Here is a 16,683-nt window from a genome sequence, read left to right as displayed (position 1 = left end):
AAAGTATTGGTAAGTTTTTTACCGTAGGTATTGAAGGTAATAATTGTAAAATAAGGCATAGAATTAGGCGCGGTTTTAGAAAGAGTTGTAATTTCTCCAAAAAGATTGAAAACCATTTTAAAGCCTTCGACTTAACCTTTTTTTACATCAATAATGGTTTCATTTAATGTCAGCATACTTTTTGAAACACCACCAAAAAAAATTAAACCAACTTATAATTTAGAATTGATAATGCAACAACAGGTGCAGTTTCGGTACGTAAAACACGCTGACCAATGCACCAATTCACAAATCCTTTTTGATTTGAAGCTGCTATTTCTGCTTCACTTAAGCCGCCTTCAGGCCCGATTAGTAAAGCTATATCATGTGTCGCCTTAGTGAGTACATCAGCTTCATCTTTGTTTGGTGCCAGTACTAGTCGAGTTTCTGGTAATTCAGTTTCCAGCCATTTTTCTAGACTCATTGGTGGTAAAATTTGCGGTACGATGTTTAAACCACATTGTTCACAGGCCGCCACGGCAATACCTTGCCAGTGATCTAATTTTTTTTGATCGCGGTCATATTTGAGACGCATTTCACAGCGCTCAGAAGTCAAAAGCTGGATATTGGAAACACCGAGTTCAACAGCTTTTTGAATCGCATAATCCATACGATCCCCCTTACTCATGACTTGGCCTAGTAATGTACGAATTGCAGACGTACGATTATTTGGGTTAAAGTCGGAAATCTGCACAACAGCAGATTTTTTAGCGACTTCAATGAGTTCTGCTTGGTATTCACCACCTTGTCCATTAAACAAGATGGCTTGTTCACCCACTTGCGCACGTAATACTTTTACCCAGTGATGAAACACTGTTTCAGTTAATTCAACAGAAGTATTTTCGGCTAAATCAGCTTCAATAAAAAAACGGGGCATACTGCATTACTCGTAAATGGGTGAAATCTATGACTTATGCTAAACCGAGGTCTAGAACAAGTTGACGTGTTGGATTAGTTGTATTCATGGTGTAGAAGTGCAAGCTTGGTGCGCCACCGGCAATCAGGCGTTCGCAAAGTTTCACAATCACTTCATGACCAAAGGCTTTGATCGATTCAGTGTCATCGCCATAAGTCGCCAACTGCTTACGAATCCAACGTGGAATCTCTGCACCTGTACCATCAGCAAAACGAATTAAATTACTTGCATTGGTAATTGGCATAATGCCCGGAGCAACAGGAATATTTACACCTTCTTTTTGAATGCGTTCCACAAAGTAGAAGTATGCATCTGGATTGAAGAAGAACTGTGTAAGTGCTGCATTCGCGCCTGCATTGGCTTTGTCGCAGAAACGCTTGATGTCTAGATCAAAACTATCTGCTTGCGGATGCATTTCTGGGTAAGCAGCAACTTCAATTTTGAAGTGATCACCTGAATGTTCACGGATGAAACGCACAAGGTCGGTTGCGTATGGCAATTCACCTAAGCCAACTTGGCCTGAAGGTAAGTCACCGCGAAGTGCTACAATACGGTCAATGCCTTGTGATTTATATAAATCTAGCAATTCTGCAATACGTGCTTTGCTGTCACCAATACAAGAGAGGTGAGGCGCAACTGGTGTGCCTTTACCGTTGAAATCATTCAATGTAGACAAAGTACGTTCACGGGTAGAACCGCCTGCACCGTAAGTTACAGAGAAAAATTCAGGATTAAGTAGCTGAAGTTCTTGGTGTACAGCTTTAAGTTTTTCCGCACCAGCATCAGTTTTGGTTGGAAAGAACTCAAAGGAAATGGGTATATTTTTGCTCATTTCAAATCCTTGTTATAAATATTTAATTTTTTACCCTCTCCCTGACCTCTCCCAGAGGGAGAGGAGAATTCATTGCGGAATGATGCAGGGGAGCAAGCTAACTTTCTTCAAAAGATGAAAGTGAATTCATAAATGAAGATGTTCTGCGGTCACCCTCTCCCTCTGGGAGAGGGGTGGGGTGAGGGCTAATTAATATTTATAAGCCTCAGCTTTGAAAGGACCTTCAACTTGAACACCAAGGTAATCAGCTTGTTCTTGAGTTAACGTTGTCAATACACCGCCAAAACCAGCAACCATTGCAGCAGCAACTTCTTCATCTAATTTTTTAGGAATAAGTTCTACGCGAATTGCCGCTTGTTTTTGATCTTCAGGAAGATCAGCAAATTTCTCAGCGAACAAGTGCATTTGCCCCAATACTTGGTTAGCAAAAGAACCATCCATAATACGTGATGGGTGGCCAGTTGCATTACCAAGGTTTACTAAACGACCTTCTGAAAGAAGGATGAGGTAATCGTTTTCATTTTCAGAACGATAAACTTGGTGAACTTGAGGCTTAACTTCAACCCACTTGTAACCACGTAAGTAGTTAGTATCAATTTCAGTGTCAAAGTGACCGATGTTACAAACCACAGCACCCGCTTTTAATGAATCAAGCATTGCTGCGTCACATACGTGGTAGTTACCAGTTGTTGTTACGATCAAGTCAGTGTTTTGAAGAAGATCAAGGTTGATGTCTTCTTTCTTGCCCGTTTGTACGCCGTTTTTGTATGGAGCAACAACTTCATAACCGTCCATGCATGCTTGCATTGCGCAGATTGGATCAACTTCAGTTACACGTACAATCATGCCTTCTTGACGAAGTGATTGAGCTGAACCTTTACCAACGTCACCATAACCAATAACAAGCGCACGACGGCCAGATAAAAGCATATCTGTACCACGTTTGATTGCATCGTTTAGTGAGTGACGGCAACCGTATTTGTTGTCGTTTTTAGATTTAGTTACTGAATCATTTACGTTGATCGCAGGAACTTTTAATGTACCGTCACGGTGCATTTCGTAAAGACGTTGAACACCTGTCGTTGTTTCTTCAGTAATACCGTGAATTTTAGCAATCACTTCAGGGTATTTTTCGTGAACAAGTGCAGTTAAGTCACCGCCATCGTCCAGAATCATGTTGGCATCCCAAGGCGTGCCATTCACGTTAATTTGCTGTTCAAGACACCACATGTATTCTTCTTCAGTTTCGCCTTTCCAAGCAAACACAGGAATACCTGCAGCAGCAATAGCAGCAGCAGCATGGTCTTGAGTAGAGAAGATGTTACAAGATGTCCAACGAACTTCTGCGCCTAATTCAACTAAAGTTTCAATTAAAACCGCAGTTTGGATTGTCATGTGGATACAACCCAAGATTTTAGCACCAGCAAGTGGTTTAGCGGCAGCATAACGCTTACGCAAGCCAATTAGAGCTGGCATTTCAGCTTCTGCAAGTTTGATTTCTTTACGGCCGTAATCAGCAAGTGAAATATCGGCAACTTTGTAATCTGTAAATGAAGCATTAACCGCGTTCATCACGATCTCCTTAATAAAAACAATTGATCATTCAGTTCGCGGATGCCGTTGTTGATTCAAAAGAGCTTTGAACCGAATCGTCGAGCCTAGCGATTTCACATTTATGTGCCTGTGAAAAAGTCGCAGCATCCCTCGACTAGCGAAGTATTGTACTTGGAAAGTTAAGAGTGGGAAAGAGAGAGCGAGGACTTTGGTTGAATATTTGCACAGTGAGAAATAATTTTTACTATACCTTTAATGTATAGATCTGATACCTATAAAGTGCCCAAAAAATATTCAAATTTGCTTATGCTTGATTATCCATAGGATAAAGATGAGAGAAACGATGAAAAAGTTTATTCAGCTAGGTGCCGCGACATTGGCATTGACGACTAGTCAAATGACTTTGGCTGACTGGGTCAAAGATGCTGCACAAGCGGCAGAGGCAAAAACGATTCAGCTACGTCAGCATATTCATCAATATCCTGAACTGGGCAATATGGAAGTCAACACATCTAAGCTCGTGCAAAAGGAGTTAAAAGCCTATGGTATTCAGGTAAAAACAGGATTTGCTAAAACGGGTGTTATTGGCATTCTAAAAGGTGGTAAACCCGGCCCAGTCATGGCATTACGTGCTGATATGGATGCATTGCCTATGCAAGAAAAGACCAATTTGAGTTTTGCGAGTAAGGTCAAAGCAATCTATCAAGGTAAAGAAAGTCCTGTTATGCACGGCTGTGGTCATGACGCGCATACAGCAATACTTTTAGGGGCAGCAAAGGTGTTGGCGCAACATAAAGATCAGATTGCTGGAACCGTCGTTTTTGTGTTCCAGCCAGCGGAGGAAGGCGGTGCAGATATTGATAATTTTAGTGAAGGTCATTTGATTGGTTCACGTAAAATGATTAGTGATGGAGCGTTTAAAGACCTTCAGCCCGAAGTGATTTTTGGTTTGCATGTGATTGCAGGTATACCAAGTGGGCATTTACATTATAAAACTGGTGCTATTCTTAACAGTGCGGATAATTTGAAAATTACTGTCAACGGTCAGCAGGTACATGGTTCTATGCCATGGGCGGGACGTGATCCGATTGTGGCTTCTGCACAGATGATTAATAATTTACAAACTGTGGTGAGTCGTCGTAGTGATTTAACTCAGGGCATGGGTGTAGTCAGTATTGGGCAGATTCAGGCGGGTACTGCTGGTAATATTATTCCTGAACAGGTTTCAATGCTGGGCACGATTCGTTCAAATAATGAACAGGTACGTGATAATATCCTCAAGACCATTCCACAAGTGGTCGAGCACACTGCTGCTGCTAATGATGTGAAAGCCAAGGTGGAAATAGCGACTTATGCGCCGGTGACCATGAATGATGAAACTTTAACTGAGGTGATGGCGCCGACCTTAAAGCAGGCAGCAAATGGTAATGTCAAAATTTTAAATAATAATGCGAGTGCCAGTGAAGATTTTGCTTACTATGGCAAATTGATGCCATCTTTATTTGTATTTTTAGGAGCTACTCCAGCCAATCAGGATATGAGTAAAGCAGCGCCAAACCATAGCCCATTTTTTATTGTCGATGATGCGACCTTAAAAACGGGTGTAGAAAGCCATGTACGCTTTATTTTAGATTATCCAAATGTAGCGAGTCAGGTGCAGACGGCATGGAAGAATAAAGCCTCAGAGAAATAAAAAATAATCGAAAAATAAATAAAAAGCCCATCAATTGATGGGCTTTTTATTTTGAGATTTAAGCTTCTGGCTGTTCTACAGCATTGGCTTTTTCAGTCCAGTAATCTGCTTTCTCTTCATCGGCATCAATGCCTAAGCCATTCGCATAAATAAAGGCTAAATCACGCATGGCTTGAATCTCACCTAATTTTGCAGATTGCTCCACCAGTTCAATCGACTTGGCGACGTCTTTTTCTACCACATCACCACGACGGAAAAAGTTCGCCAATTCTAAAATCGCAGCGGGGTGATTATGTTTAGCTGCTTGCTCTAACCAACGATGCGCATGTTCAAAATAAGTTTTAGATTCTTCAGGATCTTCTTCTTGCATATCTTTCGCATAGACTGCATAACCTTCACCCAACCAATACATCGCTTCTACATGACCGAGTTGTGCAGCTTTGAGTGCCCATTCTTCTGCAAGCTCAACATGCTCATCATTTTCACTTTGCATATAAATTTCAGCAAGTTCAAATTGAGCATCTTTGTTGCCCGCCATTGCGCGGTTATATAAAGCAGGAGAGATCGAAAGTTCAGACATATGAAATCCAAAAGAGCAGAATAGATATAGCCTAATGGGTTGGTATGAAAAAAGCCAATCCGAAGATTGGCTTTTCACACGTGTAGGATGTATCGAAAACGATTATTGGTAATTAAACGAGCAACATGCCGTAGCTAAAAATCGCAATAACCGCTAAACCACCAATATATTTCCAAAAGTATGCTGGGAAATAACTAATACATAAGCCAACACTTAATGCAGCAATCGTCAACGCACCAAACCAATAACTGATGTTATTACTTGGTGTTCCTAGGGAAAGACAAATGAGTAAAGTGACAATGAGTAAACACCAACCAACCAAAGTCGCTAAGCGTGTTTGCCCTAAAGATAATTCTTTACTAAAAAATTGCTTTTGATGTTTTGACATACTGCTGGCCAGTGCAAAAAAACCTAAACAGCTTAAAGCCCAAATGCATAAGAAGAAGATCATCCTTTCAACTCCTGTGTAACACGTGCTTTTTTAGTAGGGAGTCCTTTATGATTTTTGACTTTATAGAACGAATAGGCAAATAAAACAGCCAACAACCACATCGCGATATCAAAGGATGCAATCATCCACTGACCATGTGCGACGGTGTTCCAAAGTGGCTGGCCGCCAGTCATAAAGTTCACAATTGGTAGCAGTGCATAAAGTGCCGAAGCAACCGCTAAAAGTTCTAACCAGGCCTGACGATGTGTACGGAACATCGGATAAATGAACGTGATTAGCCAGACAATAAAGAAGCTACGAATTTCCCAGTTTGAACGCATTTCCATGCTGGCAGGGATAAAACGGTTAGTATAGAAGAATGCTGCACAGGCAATTGGAAGACCAATAATGGCAGCAATATTAGTTACTTCTACAGTACGGTAACCAAATGATTTATAGCCTTGCTTTTGCTGCTGTGGTGCTCGTTTCACACACCATAAGATGAGACCTGTTGCGACCATTAAAGTACCAACAATGCCGGAAATAAATAATAACCAACGAAGAGCAAGATCTACACCTCGTGCTTCATGTAAGGTGGTAACGACATTGTAGATACCCATTGGAACCGATGGATTCTTCAGTTTGGCACTTTCGTCCGTAAGGTCTTTACCGCTAACACCATCAAACTGTTTACTCGCATAAACGTTACGATATGCCACGCTTTCGCCATGAAGTGCACGCAGTTCGATTTTGGCTTGATCTGTATTTGGTGCAATAATGCTGATTGTACTAATTGGATTGGTTTTCCATTCCTTTTGTACTGCCATCACAATTGGCGCTAAATTTGTCAATGGTGCAGCTACAGCTGGTTTATCATCACGTTTTTTGCGCTCGCCGCGTCCTTCACTACGATTTTGCTGATCGGCATGATTTCCACGGGCTTGTTGTATTCCACCTTGGGTAGGAGATTCTGATTTTGCAGCACGTTCAGGATTTCCACTAGGCTCTGAACGTTCATTTTGATTGTTAGCTTGTTCTGATTTTTTTTCTTCAACTAAAGCACGGTTTTGTTCTTGTAAAAATTGGCCACGATTATCGTAGATCCGTTCAATACCCCACGGCATAATGGTAAAAAGCAGAAGTAAAAGACCGCTAAATGTAATCATGATATGGAAGGGAAGCGCGAAAACAGCTGTCGCATTATGTGCATCAAGCCATGAACGCTGACCTTTACCTGAGCGGAAGGTAAAGAAATCTTTAAAAATCTTTTTATGGGTGATCACACCACTAATAATTGCAACAAGCATCAATAAGGTTGCAATGCCCACGAACCAACGTGTCCAAATACGTGGCATGCCATACAGTTCGAAATGAAAACGATAGAGGAAACTACCGCCTCGAGTTTCACGTGGTTTTAGTACTTCACCCGTCGCGCTATCGATATAAATTTGTTTACCACCACGACGTGCACGAGGGTCTTCACCCTGTTCGCGTACAGTAACTAAAGTGGCATTTTGTCGCGTGTTTGGCAGTAAAATATTCCAAGCGCCAGCATTTGGATGGTTTTGCTGTAAATAATTTAAAGCGACCTGTGTTTGCTGTATTTGCGAACTTGCTGGAACAGATTGATGAACTTCAGGTGTCATCCACACTGTAATTTCATTTTTGAAGAAACTTAGTGTTCCAGTCAAAAAGATTGCATAGAGCAACCAACCTAAAATTAGGCTCGCCCATGTATGTAGCCAAGACATTGATTGGCGTGGGCCTTCAGTTTTTGCATCTATGCGCATATCAACTTCCTAGCATTTTATAAATGATGTACAAGCACAGCGTTGGAATAACAATGCCTAATGTAGCTTTGCTGGTTTTATTCACCATAAATACCCAAATAAATGCACATGCCCACAGTAAAAAAGCGATTAGAGTGGCGCTCATGGCAGCACTGCCGCGGTCTTCTTGAAAATAATCTGCGATGACGATTGCTGACAGCATGGCCAATACATAACCACCAATCATGGCTAAGGCTAAGCGATAGAAAATCATCAAGCGATAGACGAGGAGGGAGGGTGCGGATTTGATTTTTGAAGGTGCAGAATTTGTAACTTGCGTCACAACAGCTTCAGGCGGTGAGCTATTTATCATCGTCTAAATTACAAGGAAATTTATGAAAGTTAATCTAAATGATAACAATTATTATTAATTATTAGAATACTTGTAGGATGTATATTTTTATTTTATTCAATATTTTAGAAAATGTTGAAGAAGCTACTCAACATGAAAAGAGGGAATTGTCTTAAAAAATAGGCAAAAAAATAGCGGCCTAAGCCGCTACTTCTTCATAGGTTAAAACCTAAAATTATTGCTCTTGCTGAATACCTGCAACTTTCCAGTCTTCATTTGAACCAGCAGGTTTAACAAAATGCCAAACTTCTGCGAAAGGTTGTGGAAGGCTGTTTAAGTCTTCGCTTACAGTACCTGTAAAGCGAACGCTAACAACATATTGACCATTTTCTGTCGCAGAATCTGCAACCATAGCATTTAAGTTTGAAAACTCAGCTACGTCTTCATCTTTATTTGCCATGATGTCGTTATACATCGACTGGTAAAGGTCTGGAGTTAAGTAGCGTTGAATTTCAGCAATATTACTTGCTGTATTCATTGATTGAATGTGGTTAAAGCGCTGACGAGCTACACGTAAGAATGTTGCAGGTTCAGTACCATCCGGTAATTGATTACCCGAATTCGTATACGCACCACCAGCAAAAGGAGCATTGGTTTGCGGTGCATTTGACGCAGTTGAACCACCTACAGATTGACCAAAAATATTAGTGCTATCGTTACCTGCACGTGGAACAGCATTTTGCTGGCCAAACGGTGCGTTATTCGCACCGCTGTTAGGCGCATACGGGTTTGAATTAGCGGCTAGTTTTTTTTTTGCGCCCATCTTACGGAAAATGAAGAAGGCTGCTGCAGCTGCAAGTAAGATCCAAATCCAACTTGGAATACCGCCTTTTTCTTCCTGTTGTTGAGCTTGCGCTTCAGATGCTGCTTGACCGTTGTTGTCATCAGCAAGAGCGTTTGCAGCTACAGCACCAATTGCCGCACCAGCAACACCGGCAGCAACCATACCGCCAACATTTGAACCAGATTTAGCAGGTGCTGTTGCAGGAGCAACAGGTTGTTGAGCTGGAGCAGATTGACGAGGTTGTTGATAAGACTGAGCAGGAGCTGCCTGACGGCTCATACCATGGCTTTTACCGCCACCGGCACGCTTAGCTTCTGCAATTGGAGCTACCAAAAGGGCTGCTGTTAAAAGAGCAGTCATCAAACCACGCTGTCGAACTTCCATCAAATTTTCCTATATAAAGTTTGAATTGCCCTGTATTTATGCAGTCATTTGGCATTAATTTCAATAGAACATGCGTAAAAACTTGGAAAAATCATCAAAATAAATCAAAAATAAACCTAAGTCTCATCACACAAGGTCATGGCCTGACTTAGGGCTTCATGTAAACGAGCGACCGAAATAATTTGTACACCCGGAATTGGTTTCTGGGGGGCATTGCCACGCGGTAAAATAATATATTTAAAACCGTGTTTGATGGCTTCTTTCAACCGCTCTTGGCCATTGGGTACGGGGCGAATTTCACCAGATAAACCAACTTCACCAAAAACTGCGAGATGCTGAGGTAAGGCTTTACCCCGTAAGCTAGAGGCACAAGCCAGTAGGACAGCAAGGTCAGAACCCGTTTCAGTAATTTTAAGACCACCAACCACATTGACATATACATCTTGTCCAGCGGTTTGTACGCCTCCATGACGATGCATCACTGCCAACAGCATATTCAAACGGTTCTGCTCAAGACCTAAGGCGACACGGCGTGGTTGTCCATGAGCATCATCGACCAAAGCCTGAACTTCGACCAACAGTGGGCGGGTGCCTTCACGACTGATCATTACAATTGAGCCGGGAATCGCTTCGTCATAACGACTGAGGAAAATGGCCGAAGGATTTGAAACTTCACGTAGACCTTTATCGGTCATGCCAAATACGCCCAGTTCATTGACTGCACCAAAACGGTTTTTAACTGCCCGAATCATACGGAAGCGAGAATCGGACTGGCCTTCAAAATACAGAACACAATCGACCATGTGCTCGAGTACCCTTGGGCCAGCTAAAGAACCTTCTTTAGTTACATGGCCGACAATAAAGAGTGACGTCCCGCTATTCTTCGCAAAACGTGTCAGTAATGCAGCAGATTCACGGATTTGAGAAACGCCACCAGGTGCTGATTGCAACGTTTCGGTATACAGGGTTTGAATAGAGTCTAAGATCGCAACAGCAGGGCGTTCTTGGGCTAAAATTTCACAAATCCGCTCAACGCATGTTTCTGCCATGACTTTAAGTTGATCTGTGGGCAGGTCGAGTCGTTGAGCACGTAATGCAACTTGAGAAAGTGATTCCTCACCAGTGACATATAAGGCTGAACTTTTGCTTGCAGCCATATGCGTAGCGGTTTGTAATAAAATAGTCGACTTACCAATACCAGGGTCACCGCCAATTAAAACTACGGAGCCTGTGACTAAACCGCCACCAAGTACGCGGTCAAACTCACCTATACCTGTAGCTAAGCGTGATTCTGTTGAAACAGACACTTGATTTAACGTAGTGACTGCTGCCGCTTGGCCAGCATAGCCGCCACCCATTTTCGGTTGGGCACGATGAGTTACCACAGGAGCAATACTGACTTCGTTTAGTGAATTCCATTCACCACATTCAGAACATTGACCGGCCCATTTTGTATGGTCGGCACCACATTGTTCGCAACGATAGACACTTTTTGCTTTAGCCATAGGAATACATACATCAACTCAAATTGAGTCACAGCATAGCGGTGAATGCACAAAAAAACCAAGACCTTAACTTGAAAAAAATGCTTTCACGACAAGTCACGACGTTTAATTGCAGAGACTTATACATTCATCAAGTGCAACGTTTATAATGCTAAAACCTTCTAAATGAAATGGAACAACGCATGCCACTTTTAGGGAAACACATTGATGAGATTGCACGTGAAAAAAATCGTGATGTGCTGTTTGTACATTTTGAAGAATATGATCATGAACATCAGGAAAATAACCATGCACGTAATGCGTTATTTGAATGGTTAGATTTACAAAATATTGAATATTTTCCTTGTATGGGGCTTGCAGGTGAGGCTTTGCTCGTCAGCTATAGTGGGGATATTTATGTGGATGTTCCATTTGATGTGAATAATCCCGCGTTTCGTACTTTGAGTGAATATCTTGAAGATGAACAAGGCAATATGAAAATTGATGGTGTGTTGTTCTATTCACTCTCTTTGGAGCTCGCTTTAGAAATTGAAGCGGATCGTGCAAATGATGAATTTGATGACGAAGGCTTTGAAATGGAATATGACGAAGACGAGTTTGGTGATCAATTTGGTGAAGGCTTTGTTGAAAATATAGATTCACGACCAGAAGATTTAAGCAAGAGAAGCTTAAAAAAACCAAATGATGATGCGGATGATCAACTTGATGATGGGCCTATTGGGACAATTCAATAAATAACTAAACGGTATATAAATAAAAAAAGCCACGATATCCGTGGCTTTTTTATTAAAAAATTAATACAGTTCGCCCGACTTTCGACGTGCAATAAAGTCTTTCGATTCTTTCGCGATGACACCTGAAAGAAGCAGTAAGGCAATTAAGTTCGGTACCGCCATTAAACCATTAAAAGTGTCTGCGAATAACCAAACTAAATCGAGTGTTGCCACACAGCCTACGAACACCGATGCAATGTAAATAAGACGATAAAATAGTACGGACTTTTCACCTAAGAGATAGGTACAGCATTTTTCGCCGTAGTAGCTCCAGCCCAAAATGGTAGAATAGGCGAAGAAGATAATACCGAAGGTCACGATCCAGCCACCGACACCTGGCAGCAGTTTGTTAAATGTAGAAACGGTCAGAACAGCACCGGTTTGTCCACCAAAATCACTGCCGGCCATGATGAAGCCCATTACCAGGACAATACCCGTAATCGAACAGACAATAATTGTGTCAATAAAAGTTCCGGTCATGGACACCAGACCTTGACGTGCAGGATGATCGGTTTTTGCAGCAGCAGCGGCAATCGGTGCCGAACCCATACCAGCTTCATTCGAGAAGACACCACGCGCGACACCATAACGAATCGCCGCACCAATCGCACCACCTACAGCAGCTTCACCAGTAAAGGCATAGGTGAAAATCATTTTCAGTGCAGGGCCCACTAAATCGAGATGGGTGAAAATAATGATCAGACCGCCCGCCACATAACCAATCGCCATAATTGGAACGATGAAAGAGGCCGCCCTAGAAATCCACTTAATCCCGCCCAGAATCACTAGTGCCGAAAATGCAGTAATCACGATACCTGTAACCCAGGTTTCCAGACCGAAACCATTTTCTACCGCGAGTGCAACAGTGTTGGATTGTACTGAACTACCAATTCCGAAAGATGCGACAGCGCCAAAGAATGCAAAGATCAGCGCCAGCCATTTCCACTTTAAACCGCGTTCGATGTAATACATCGGGCCACCGTTCATCTCACCTTTTTCGTTTTTAACACGGTATTTGACTGCGAGCACACCTTCACCATATTTGGTGGCCATACCAAATAATGCAGTCATCCACATCCAAAATACGGCGCCCGGGCCACCGAGTACACAGGCTGTTGCAACACCTGCAATGTTACCAGTACCAATGGTGGCTGAAAGAGCGGTCATAAGGGATGCGAAATGCGAAATATCGCCATCGTGTGATTTCGCATGTTCATGTTTTCCAAAAACCTGTTTAAAGGCCAAAGGCAACATACGGAACTGCCAAAATAATAAACGGAAGGTAAGGAAGACACCTGTGCCTACAATGAGCACCAACATGTATGGGCCCCAGACCCAACCACTAAGTGTCTCCATGATTTTATGTAAATTTTCCATAGTATCTTTCTTCTTATTAGCCCTGAGTGAATGAATGCTTCGTTTCAGTAAAAAGAAGCAATTGACATGCCATTGTTTGAAACTTCCATGATTTATCGAGCATGTTTTTATCGTTTGAGAAATATTTTTTACATGAAATTTAGCTTTTTACAAGCAAAATGTTGTTTTATTGATCAAGTGAATATACGGTTTTACGGCTGTTTTTTATATATAAGAAAAATAAATTAACTTTGTAAATTAATTCGAAAATATAGATGGTGATAAATAATTTTGTATTTTCTTAATTTTTTACGTTAATTTGTCGCCAATGGAACGCGAAGTTGAATTAACAATATGTCTAACGAAATTCATGGATCGCCAGAAACAAGTGGTGATTTGAAACGAAGCTTGTCCAACCGACACCTACAATTAATTGCAATTGGTGGTGCGATTGGTACAGGTTTATTTATGGGGTCAGGAAAGACCATCAGTTTAGCTGGCCCTTCCATTTTAATTATTTACATGATTATTGGTTTCATGGTTTTTCTCGTCATGCGTGCATTGGGCGAGTTATTACTATCAAACCTTGCGTATAAATCATTTATCGATTTTGCGACCGATTTAATTGGCCCTTGGGCAGGTTATTTCGTGGGGTGGACCTATTGGTTATGTTGGATCACGATTGGTATCGCAGATTTATCAGCCATTATTTATTACTTACAGTTTTTTAATGGAGGAAACCCGTTCTCACCAGAAGAAGGGGTGATGATCAGTATCGCCGCCATTGTCTTTATCATGGGCTTGAACCTCGTTACTGTGAAACTCTTTGGTGAGCTTGAGTTCTGGTTTGCCTTAATTAAGATCATTGCGATTGTGGTATTGATTGGTGTTGGTTTGTGGATGATCTTCACAGGCTTTACATCTACTGCGGGTGATGTTGCATCATTTAATCATTTATGGTCGCATGGCGGGATCTTCCCAACAGGGGTAACAGGCTTCTTGGCTGGCTTCCAAATTGCTATTTTCGCCTTTGTTGGGGTGGAATTGGTGGGTACAACTGCTGCTGAAACCAAAGACCCAGAGCATAACTTGCCTAAAGCAGTGAACTCGATTCCAATTCGTATCATTATTTTCTATGTGCTTGCACTGGTAATTGTAATGTCAGTAACGCCTTGGAATAAGATTGATCCAAGCATTTCTCCTTTCGTGAATTTGTTTAGCCAAGCGGGTATTGCTGCTGCAGCCATCATTATGAATTTGGTGGTGTTATCTTCAGTAATGTCATCAATGAATAGTGGTGTGTTTTCTACATCGCGTATGTTGTTTGGTTTGTCTCGTGAAGAGCAAGGCCCGAAAGCGTTTGGTCACTTAAATAAACGTGCTGTTCCAGCAAATGCGTTGTATTTCTCAGCAGTGTGTTTACTACTTGGTGCTGCATTACAGTACTTTGTACCTAACACGGTTGAAGCATTTACTTTGGCAACCACACTTTCAACGATTTTATTTATCTGTGTGTGGCTCATGATTATCTGGAGCTATATCGTTTACTATAAAACACGCCCAGAATTACATGCCAAATCAACATTTAAACTTCCTGGCGGTTTGTTTACGTGTTGGATCGTGATTATCTTCTTTATTGGTATGATTTACGTGCTATCCCTTGAAGCGGATACCATGAAAGCATTAATGGTCAGCCCAATTTGGTTTGTCGTCTTATTGATTGGTTATTTTTGTTTCTATAAGCCGAAGCATAAATAAGTCTAAATAATACTGATGTAATGAAAAACTGCTCCTTTGGGAGCAGTTTTTTAATGCGAATTTTTCACTACAAGGCTGATTTTTTACATGACCCAATGTGATCTTTATGGGTTGAATCCTTACCACCAATTTAATGTTTGATGGATAAAAACAGCTGACATGGATTGGTTTTAGAGAACATTTATCGGACTATGAATAGTTTACAAATTGATAAGCGATGTCAGTAAAATCAATGTTTTTAAGGCACTATTGCAAGATAGATTTTTTGAGATGAGCGATAAAAATACAAAAATGCTTAAAATTAGTGCAGGGCGCAAATAAGCCATCTAGGAATTACAGGGCTTTTCTTTTATCCGCGTGTTGATCACGTTATACTCGGAAAAATCTTTTCATTAGGTACGAATATGTATCGCTTTATGAATTATAAAATGATCGTGCTGATCAGCAGTGTTTTACTGACTGCATGTGGACAGTCTGGTGCATTACATTTGCCTTCTGATGGCAATGCAGATAAACGAGCAAAATATCTGATTTATCCAGATACGCCTGCACAGCAAAAGCAGGATAAGGAAACGACAACTGCACCTGCTGAAGCGTCTAATTCAAACCCAACACCTTAATGCTTTTTGAGAAAGGATACCTCCATGAGTTTCACCCGTATTAATGGGGTATTGCATGCAGAGCAATGTTCATTACAACAACTTGCGCAGCAATACGGCACACCACTATATGTTTATTCAAAAGCGACTTTTGAAAAGCATTATTTAGATATGGATCGTGCATTTAGCTTTATCGATCATCAAATTTGTTTTGCGGTAAAGTCTAACTCAAATATTGCGGTGTTAAACGTGCTTGCCAAGCAGGGTGCTGGTTTTGATATTGTAACTGGCGGAGAATTAGCGCGAGTATTAAAAGCGGGCGGCGATGCGTCAAAAATCGTATTCTCTGGCTTGGGCAAAACTGAAGCAGATATTCAAAAAGCATTAGAAGTTGGCATTGCTTGCTTCAACGTTGAATCTTATGCTGAACTGGATCGTATCCAAAAAGTTGCGGCAGGATTAGGTAAAAAAGCACCGATTTCATTACGTGTAAACCCAGATGTTGATGCTAAAACGCATCCATATATTTCAACTGGCTTGAAAGAAAATAAATTTGGTATTCCTTCAGATTCAGTATTTGAAACTTATCAATATGCTGCATCTTTGCCGAATCTTGAAATAGTCGGTATTGATTGTCACATCGGTTCGCAGTTGACCGAAACACAGCCTTTTGTAGATGCGCTTGATCGTGTCATTGTGATGATCAATAAACTCAAAGAATTAGGCATTGAGTTGAAGCATATCGACATTGGTGGTGGTTTGGGTGTGACTTATAAAGATGAAGTTCCGCCTACAGTTGAAGAATATGCCAACGCGATGCGCCCAGCTTTAGAAAAATTGGGACTCAAAGTGTATATGGAGCCGGGTCGTAGCATTTCTGCTAATGCAGGTGTGTTGTTGACTAAAGTTGATTTACTTAAACCAACTAATCACCGTAACTTTGCCATTATTGATGCAGCAATGAATGATTTAATTCGCCCTGCATTGTATGAAGCATGGATGGACATTCAAGAAGTAACTCCACGTAACGATGTTGAAAAACAACAATGGGATGTTGTTGGTGCAATCTGTGAAACAGGTGATTTCTTAGGGAAAGAGCGAGAGCTTGCACTGAAAGAAAATGATGTACTGGCAGTATTGGGTGCTGGTGCATACGGTTTTGTCATGAGCTCTAACTATAACAGTCGTGGTCGTGCGGCAGAAGTGATGGTAGATGCTGACCAAGCACACTTAATTCGTGAACGTGAAACGATTGAGTCGCTTTGGGAACGTGAAAGCCTGTTGCCATAAGGAGTAAAT

Annotated in this window: 15 protein-coding genes and 1 pseudogene; 6 read left to right on the top strand and 10 right to left on the bottom strand. The window is 41.4% G+C overall.

Going from position 1 to position 16,683, the window contains the following annotated elements; genetic code table 11:
• On the top strand, positions 1-167 hold a 167-nt coding region (locus FTV09_RS05675; RefSeq protein WP_257222822.1), incomplete at its 5' end, for an IS1 family transposase.
• Positions 168-202: 35 nt separating this feature from the next.
• Here the strand turns inward: FTV09_RS05675 and FTV09_RS05670 are convergent.
• The 3 genes from FTV09_RS05670 to ahcY form a co-directional block, all read right to left on the bottom strand.
• The gene (locus FTV09_RS05670) at positions 203-916 is read right to left on the bottom strand and encodes a 16S rRNA (uracil(1498)-N(3))-methyltransferase (RefSeq protein WP_067765408.1); all 714 of its coding nucleotides are present in this window, start codon (positions 914-916) and stop codon (positions 203-205) included.
• A gap of 34 nt (positions 917-950) precedes the next feature.
• Positions 951-1,787: a methylenetetrahydrofolate reductase [NAD(P)H] gene (gene metF / locus FTV09_RS05665; RefSeq protein WP_067765405.1), complete on the bottom strand. Its 837-nt coding sequence runs from the start codon at positions 1,785-1,787 to the stop codon at positions 951-953.
• A gap of 189 nt (positions 1,788-1,976) precedes the next feature.
• Positions 1,977-3,359 (bottom strand): adenosylhomocysteinase, encoded by a 1,383-nt coding sequence (ahcY, locus tag FTV09_RS05660; RefSeq protein WP_067765402.1) that lies wholly within the window; start codon positions 3,357-3,359, stop codon positions 1,977-1,979.
• A 325-nt stretch (positions 3,360-3,684) separates the two neighbouring features.
• Between ahcY and FTV09_RS05655 the strand changes: the two genes are divergently transcribed.
• A complete protein-coding gene (locus tag FTV09_RS05655) occupies positions 3,685-5,034 on the top strand; it encodes an amidohydrolase (protein WP_180057226.1) in 1,350 nt (449 codons plus the stop codon).
• Between the two features lie 58 nt (positions 5,035-5,092).
• Here the strand turns inward: FTV09_RS05655 and FTV09_RS05650 are convergent, their stop codons facing one another.
• The 6 genes from FTV09_RS05650 to radA all read right to left on the bottom strand — a co-directional run bounded on the left by FTV09_RS05650 (position 5,093) and on the right by radA (position 10,898).
• Positions 5,093-5,614, bottom strand: a complete 522-nt coding sequence (locus FTV09_RS05650; RefSeq protein WP_180057224.1) for a tetratricopeptide repeat protein — start codon at positions 5,612-5,614, stop codon at positions 5,093-5,095.
• A gap of 112 nt (positions 5,615-5,726) precedes the next feature.
• Positions 5,727-6,065, bottom strand: coding sequence for a DUF3325 domain-containing protein (locus FTV09_RS05645; RefSeq protein WP_180057222.1), 339 nt, complete (start codon positions 6,063-6,065; stop codon positions 5,727-5,729).
• Positions 6,062-7,834, bottom strand: a complete 1,773-nt coding sequence (locus FTV09_RS05640; protein WP_180057220.1) for a PepSY domain-containing protein — start codon at positions 7,832-7,834, stop codon at positions 6,062-6,064. The genes FTV09_RS05645 and FTV09_RS05640 overlap by 4 nt, the downstream gene beginning before the upstream one ends.
• 1 nt (position 7,835) lies before the next feature.
• A complete protein-coding gene (locus tag FTV09_RS05635; RefSeq protein ID WP_180057218.1) occupies positions 7,836-8,186 on the bottom strand; it encodes a hypothetical protein in 351 nt (116 codons plus the stop codon).
• Positions 8,187-8,400: 214 nt separating this feature from the next.
• The gene (locus FTV09_RS05630) at positions 8,401-9,393 is read right to left on the bottom strand and encodes a Tim44 domain-containing protein (protein WP_067765385.1); all 993 of its coding nucleotides are present in this window, start codon (positions 9,391-9,393) and stop codon (positions 8,401-8,403) included.
• Between the two features lie 116 nt (positions 9,394-9,509).
• On the bottom strand, positions 9,510-10,898 hold the full coding sequence (gene radA, locus FTV09_RS05625) for a DNA repair protein RadA (RefSeq protein ID WP_067765382.1): 1,389 nt from the start codon (positions 10,896-10,898) through the stop codon (positions 9,510-9,512).
• 170 nt (positions 10,899-11,068) lie between these two features.
• On the opposite strand from radA, the pseudogene FTV09_RS05620 reads away from it, so the two are divergent.
• Positions 11,069-11,437 (top strand): annotated as a pseudogene (locus FTV09_RS05620) (hypothetical protein); the annotation flags it as partial.
• Positions 11,438-11,692: 255 nt separating this feature from the next.
• Here the strand turns inward: FTV09_RS05620 and FTV09_RS05615 are convergent.
• A complete protein-coding gene (locus FTV09_RS05615; RefSeq protein ID WP_180057216.1) occupies positions 11,693-13,048 on the bottom strand; it encodes a sodium:alanine symporter family protein in 1,356 nt (451 codons plus the stop codon).
• A 333-nt stretch (positions 13,049-13,381) separates the two neighbouring features.
• Between FTV09_RS05615 and FTV09_RS05610 the strand changes: the two genes are divergently transcribed.
• From FTV09_RS05610 to lysA, 3 genes are all read left to right on the top strand, one after another.
• Positions 13,382-14,785 (top strand): amino acid permease, encoded by a 1,404-nt coding sequence (locus FTV09_RS05610; RefSeq protein WP_067765376.1) that lies wholly within the window; start codon positions 13,382-13,384, stop codon positions 14,783-14,785.
• A 416-nt stretch (positions 14,786-15,201) separates the two neighbouring features.
• A complete protein-coding gene (locus FTV09_RS17920) occupies positions 15,202-15,405 on the top strand; it encodes a lipoprotein (RefSeq protein WP_067765761.1) in 204 nt (67 codons plus the stop codon).
• A gap of 24 nt (positions 15,406-15,429) precedes the next feature.
• Positions 15,430-16,674 carry a diaminopimelate decarboxylase gene (lysA, locus tag FTV09_RS05600; protein WP_180057214.1) on the top strand — a complete coding sequence of 415 codons (1,245 nt, stop codon included), beginning with the start codon at positions 15,430-15,432 and terminating at the stop codon, positions 16,672-16,674.
• Positions 16,675-16,683: the final 9 nt, after the last annotated feature.

It is taken from the genome of Acinetobacter sp. YH12227, from assembly GCF_013417785.1.
GTDB classification, from domain to species: domain Bacteria; phylum Pseudomonadota; class Gammaproteobacteria; order Pseudomonadales; family Moraxellaceae; genus Acinetobacter; species Acinetobacter gandensis.
This window is presented reverse-complemented; position numbering and strand designations above follow the sequence as displayed.

What these genes read in the sequence shown, in the direction of transcription:
- FTV09_RS05670 (WP_067765408.1), bottom strand. Translation starts at nt 916, where the DNA reads ATGCCCCGTTTTTTTATTGAAGCTGATTTAGCCGAAAATACTTCTGTT.
- metF (WP_067765405.1), bottom strand. Translation starts at nt 1,787, where the DNA reads ATGAGCAAAAATATACCCATTTCCTTTGAGTTCTTTCCAACCAAAACT.
- ahcY (WP_067765402.1), bottom strand. Translation starts at nt 3,359, where the DNA reads ATGAACGCGGTTAATGCTTCATTTACAGATTACAAAGTTGCCGATATT.
- FTV09_RS05655 (WP_180057226.1), top strand. Translation starts at nt 3,685, where the DNA reads ATGAAAAAGTTTATTCAGCTAGGTGCCGCGACATTGGCATTGACGACT.
- FTV09_RS05650 (WP_180057224.1), bottom strand. Translation starts at nt 5,614, where the DNA reads ATGTCTGAACTTTCGATCTCTCCTGCTTTATATAACCGCGCAATGGCG.
- FTV09_RS05645 (WP_180057222.1), bottom strand. Translation starts at nt 6,065, where the DNA reads ATGATCTTCTTCTTATGCATTTGGGCTTTAAGCTGTTTAGGTTTTTTT.
- FTV09_RS05640 (WP_180057220.1), bottom strand. Translation starts at nt 7,834, where the DNA reads ATGCGCATAGATGCAAAAACTGAAGGCCCACGCCAATCAATGTCTTGG.
- FTV09_RS05635 (WP_180057218.1), bottom strand. Translation starts at nt 8,186, where the DNA reads ATGATAAATAGCTCACCGCCTGAAGCTGTTGTGACGCAAGTTACAAAT.
- FTV09_RS05630 (WP_067765385.1), bottom strand. Translation starts at nt 9,393, where the DNA reads ATGGAAGTTCGACAGCGTGGTTTGATGACTGCTCTTTTAACAGCAGCC.
- radA (WP_067765382.1), bottom strand. Translation starts at nt 10,898, where the DNA reads ATGGCTAAAGCAAAAAGTGTCTATCGTTGCGAACAATGTGGTGCCGAC.
- FTV09_RS05615 (WP_180057216.1), bottom strand. Translation starts at nt 13,048, where the DNA reads ATGGAAAATTTACATAAAATCATGGAGACACTTAGTGGTTGGGTCTGG.
- FTV09_RS05610 (WP_067765376.1), top strand. Translation starts at nt 13,382, where the DNA reads ATGTCTAACGAAATTCATGGATCGCCAGAAACAAGTGGTGATTTGAAA.
- FTV09_RS17920 (WP_067765761.1), top strand. Translation starts at nt 15,202, where the DNA reads ATGAATTATAAAATGATCGTGCTGATCAGCAGTGTTTTACTGACTGCA.
- lysA (WP_180057214.1), top strand. Translation starts at nt 15,430, where the DNA reads ATGAGTTTCACCCGTATTAATGGGGTATTGCATGCAGAGCAATGTTCA.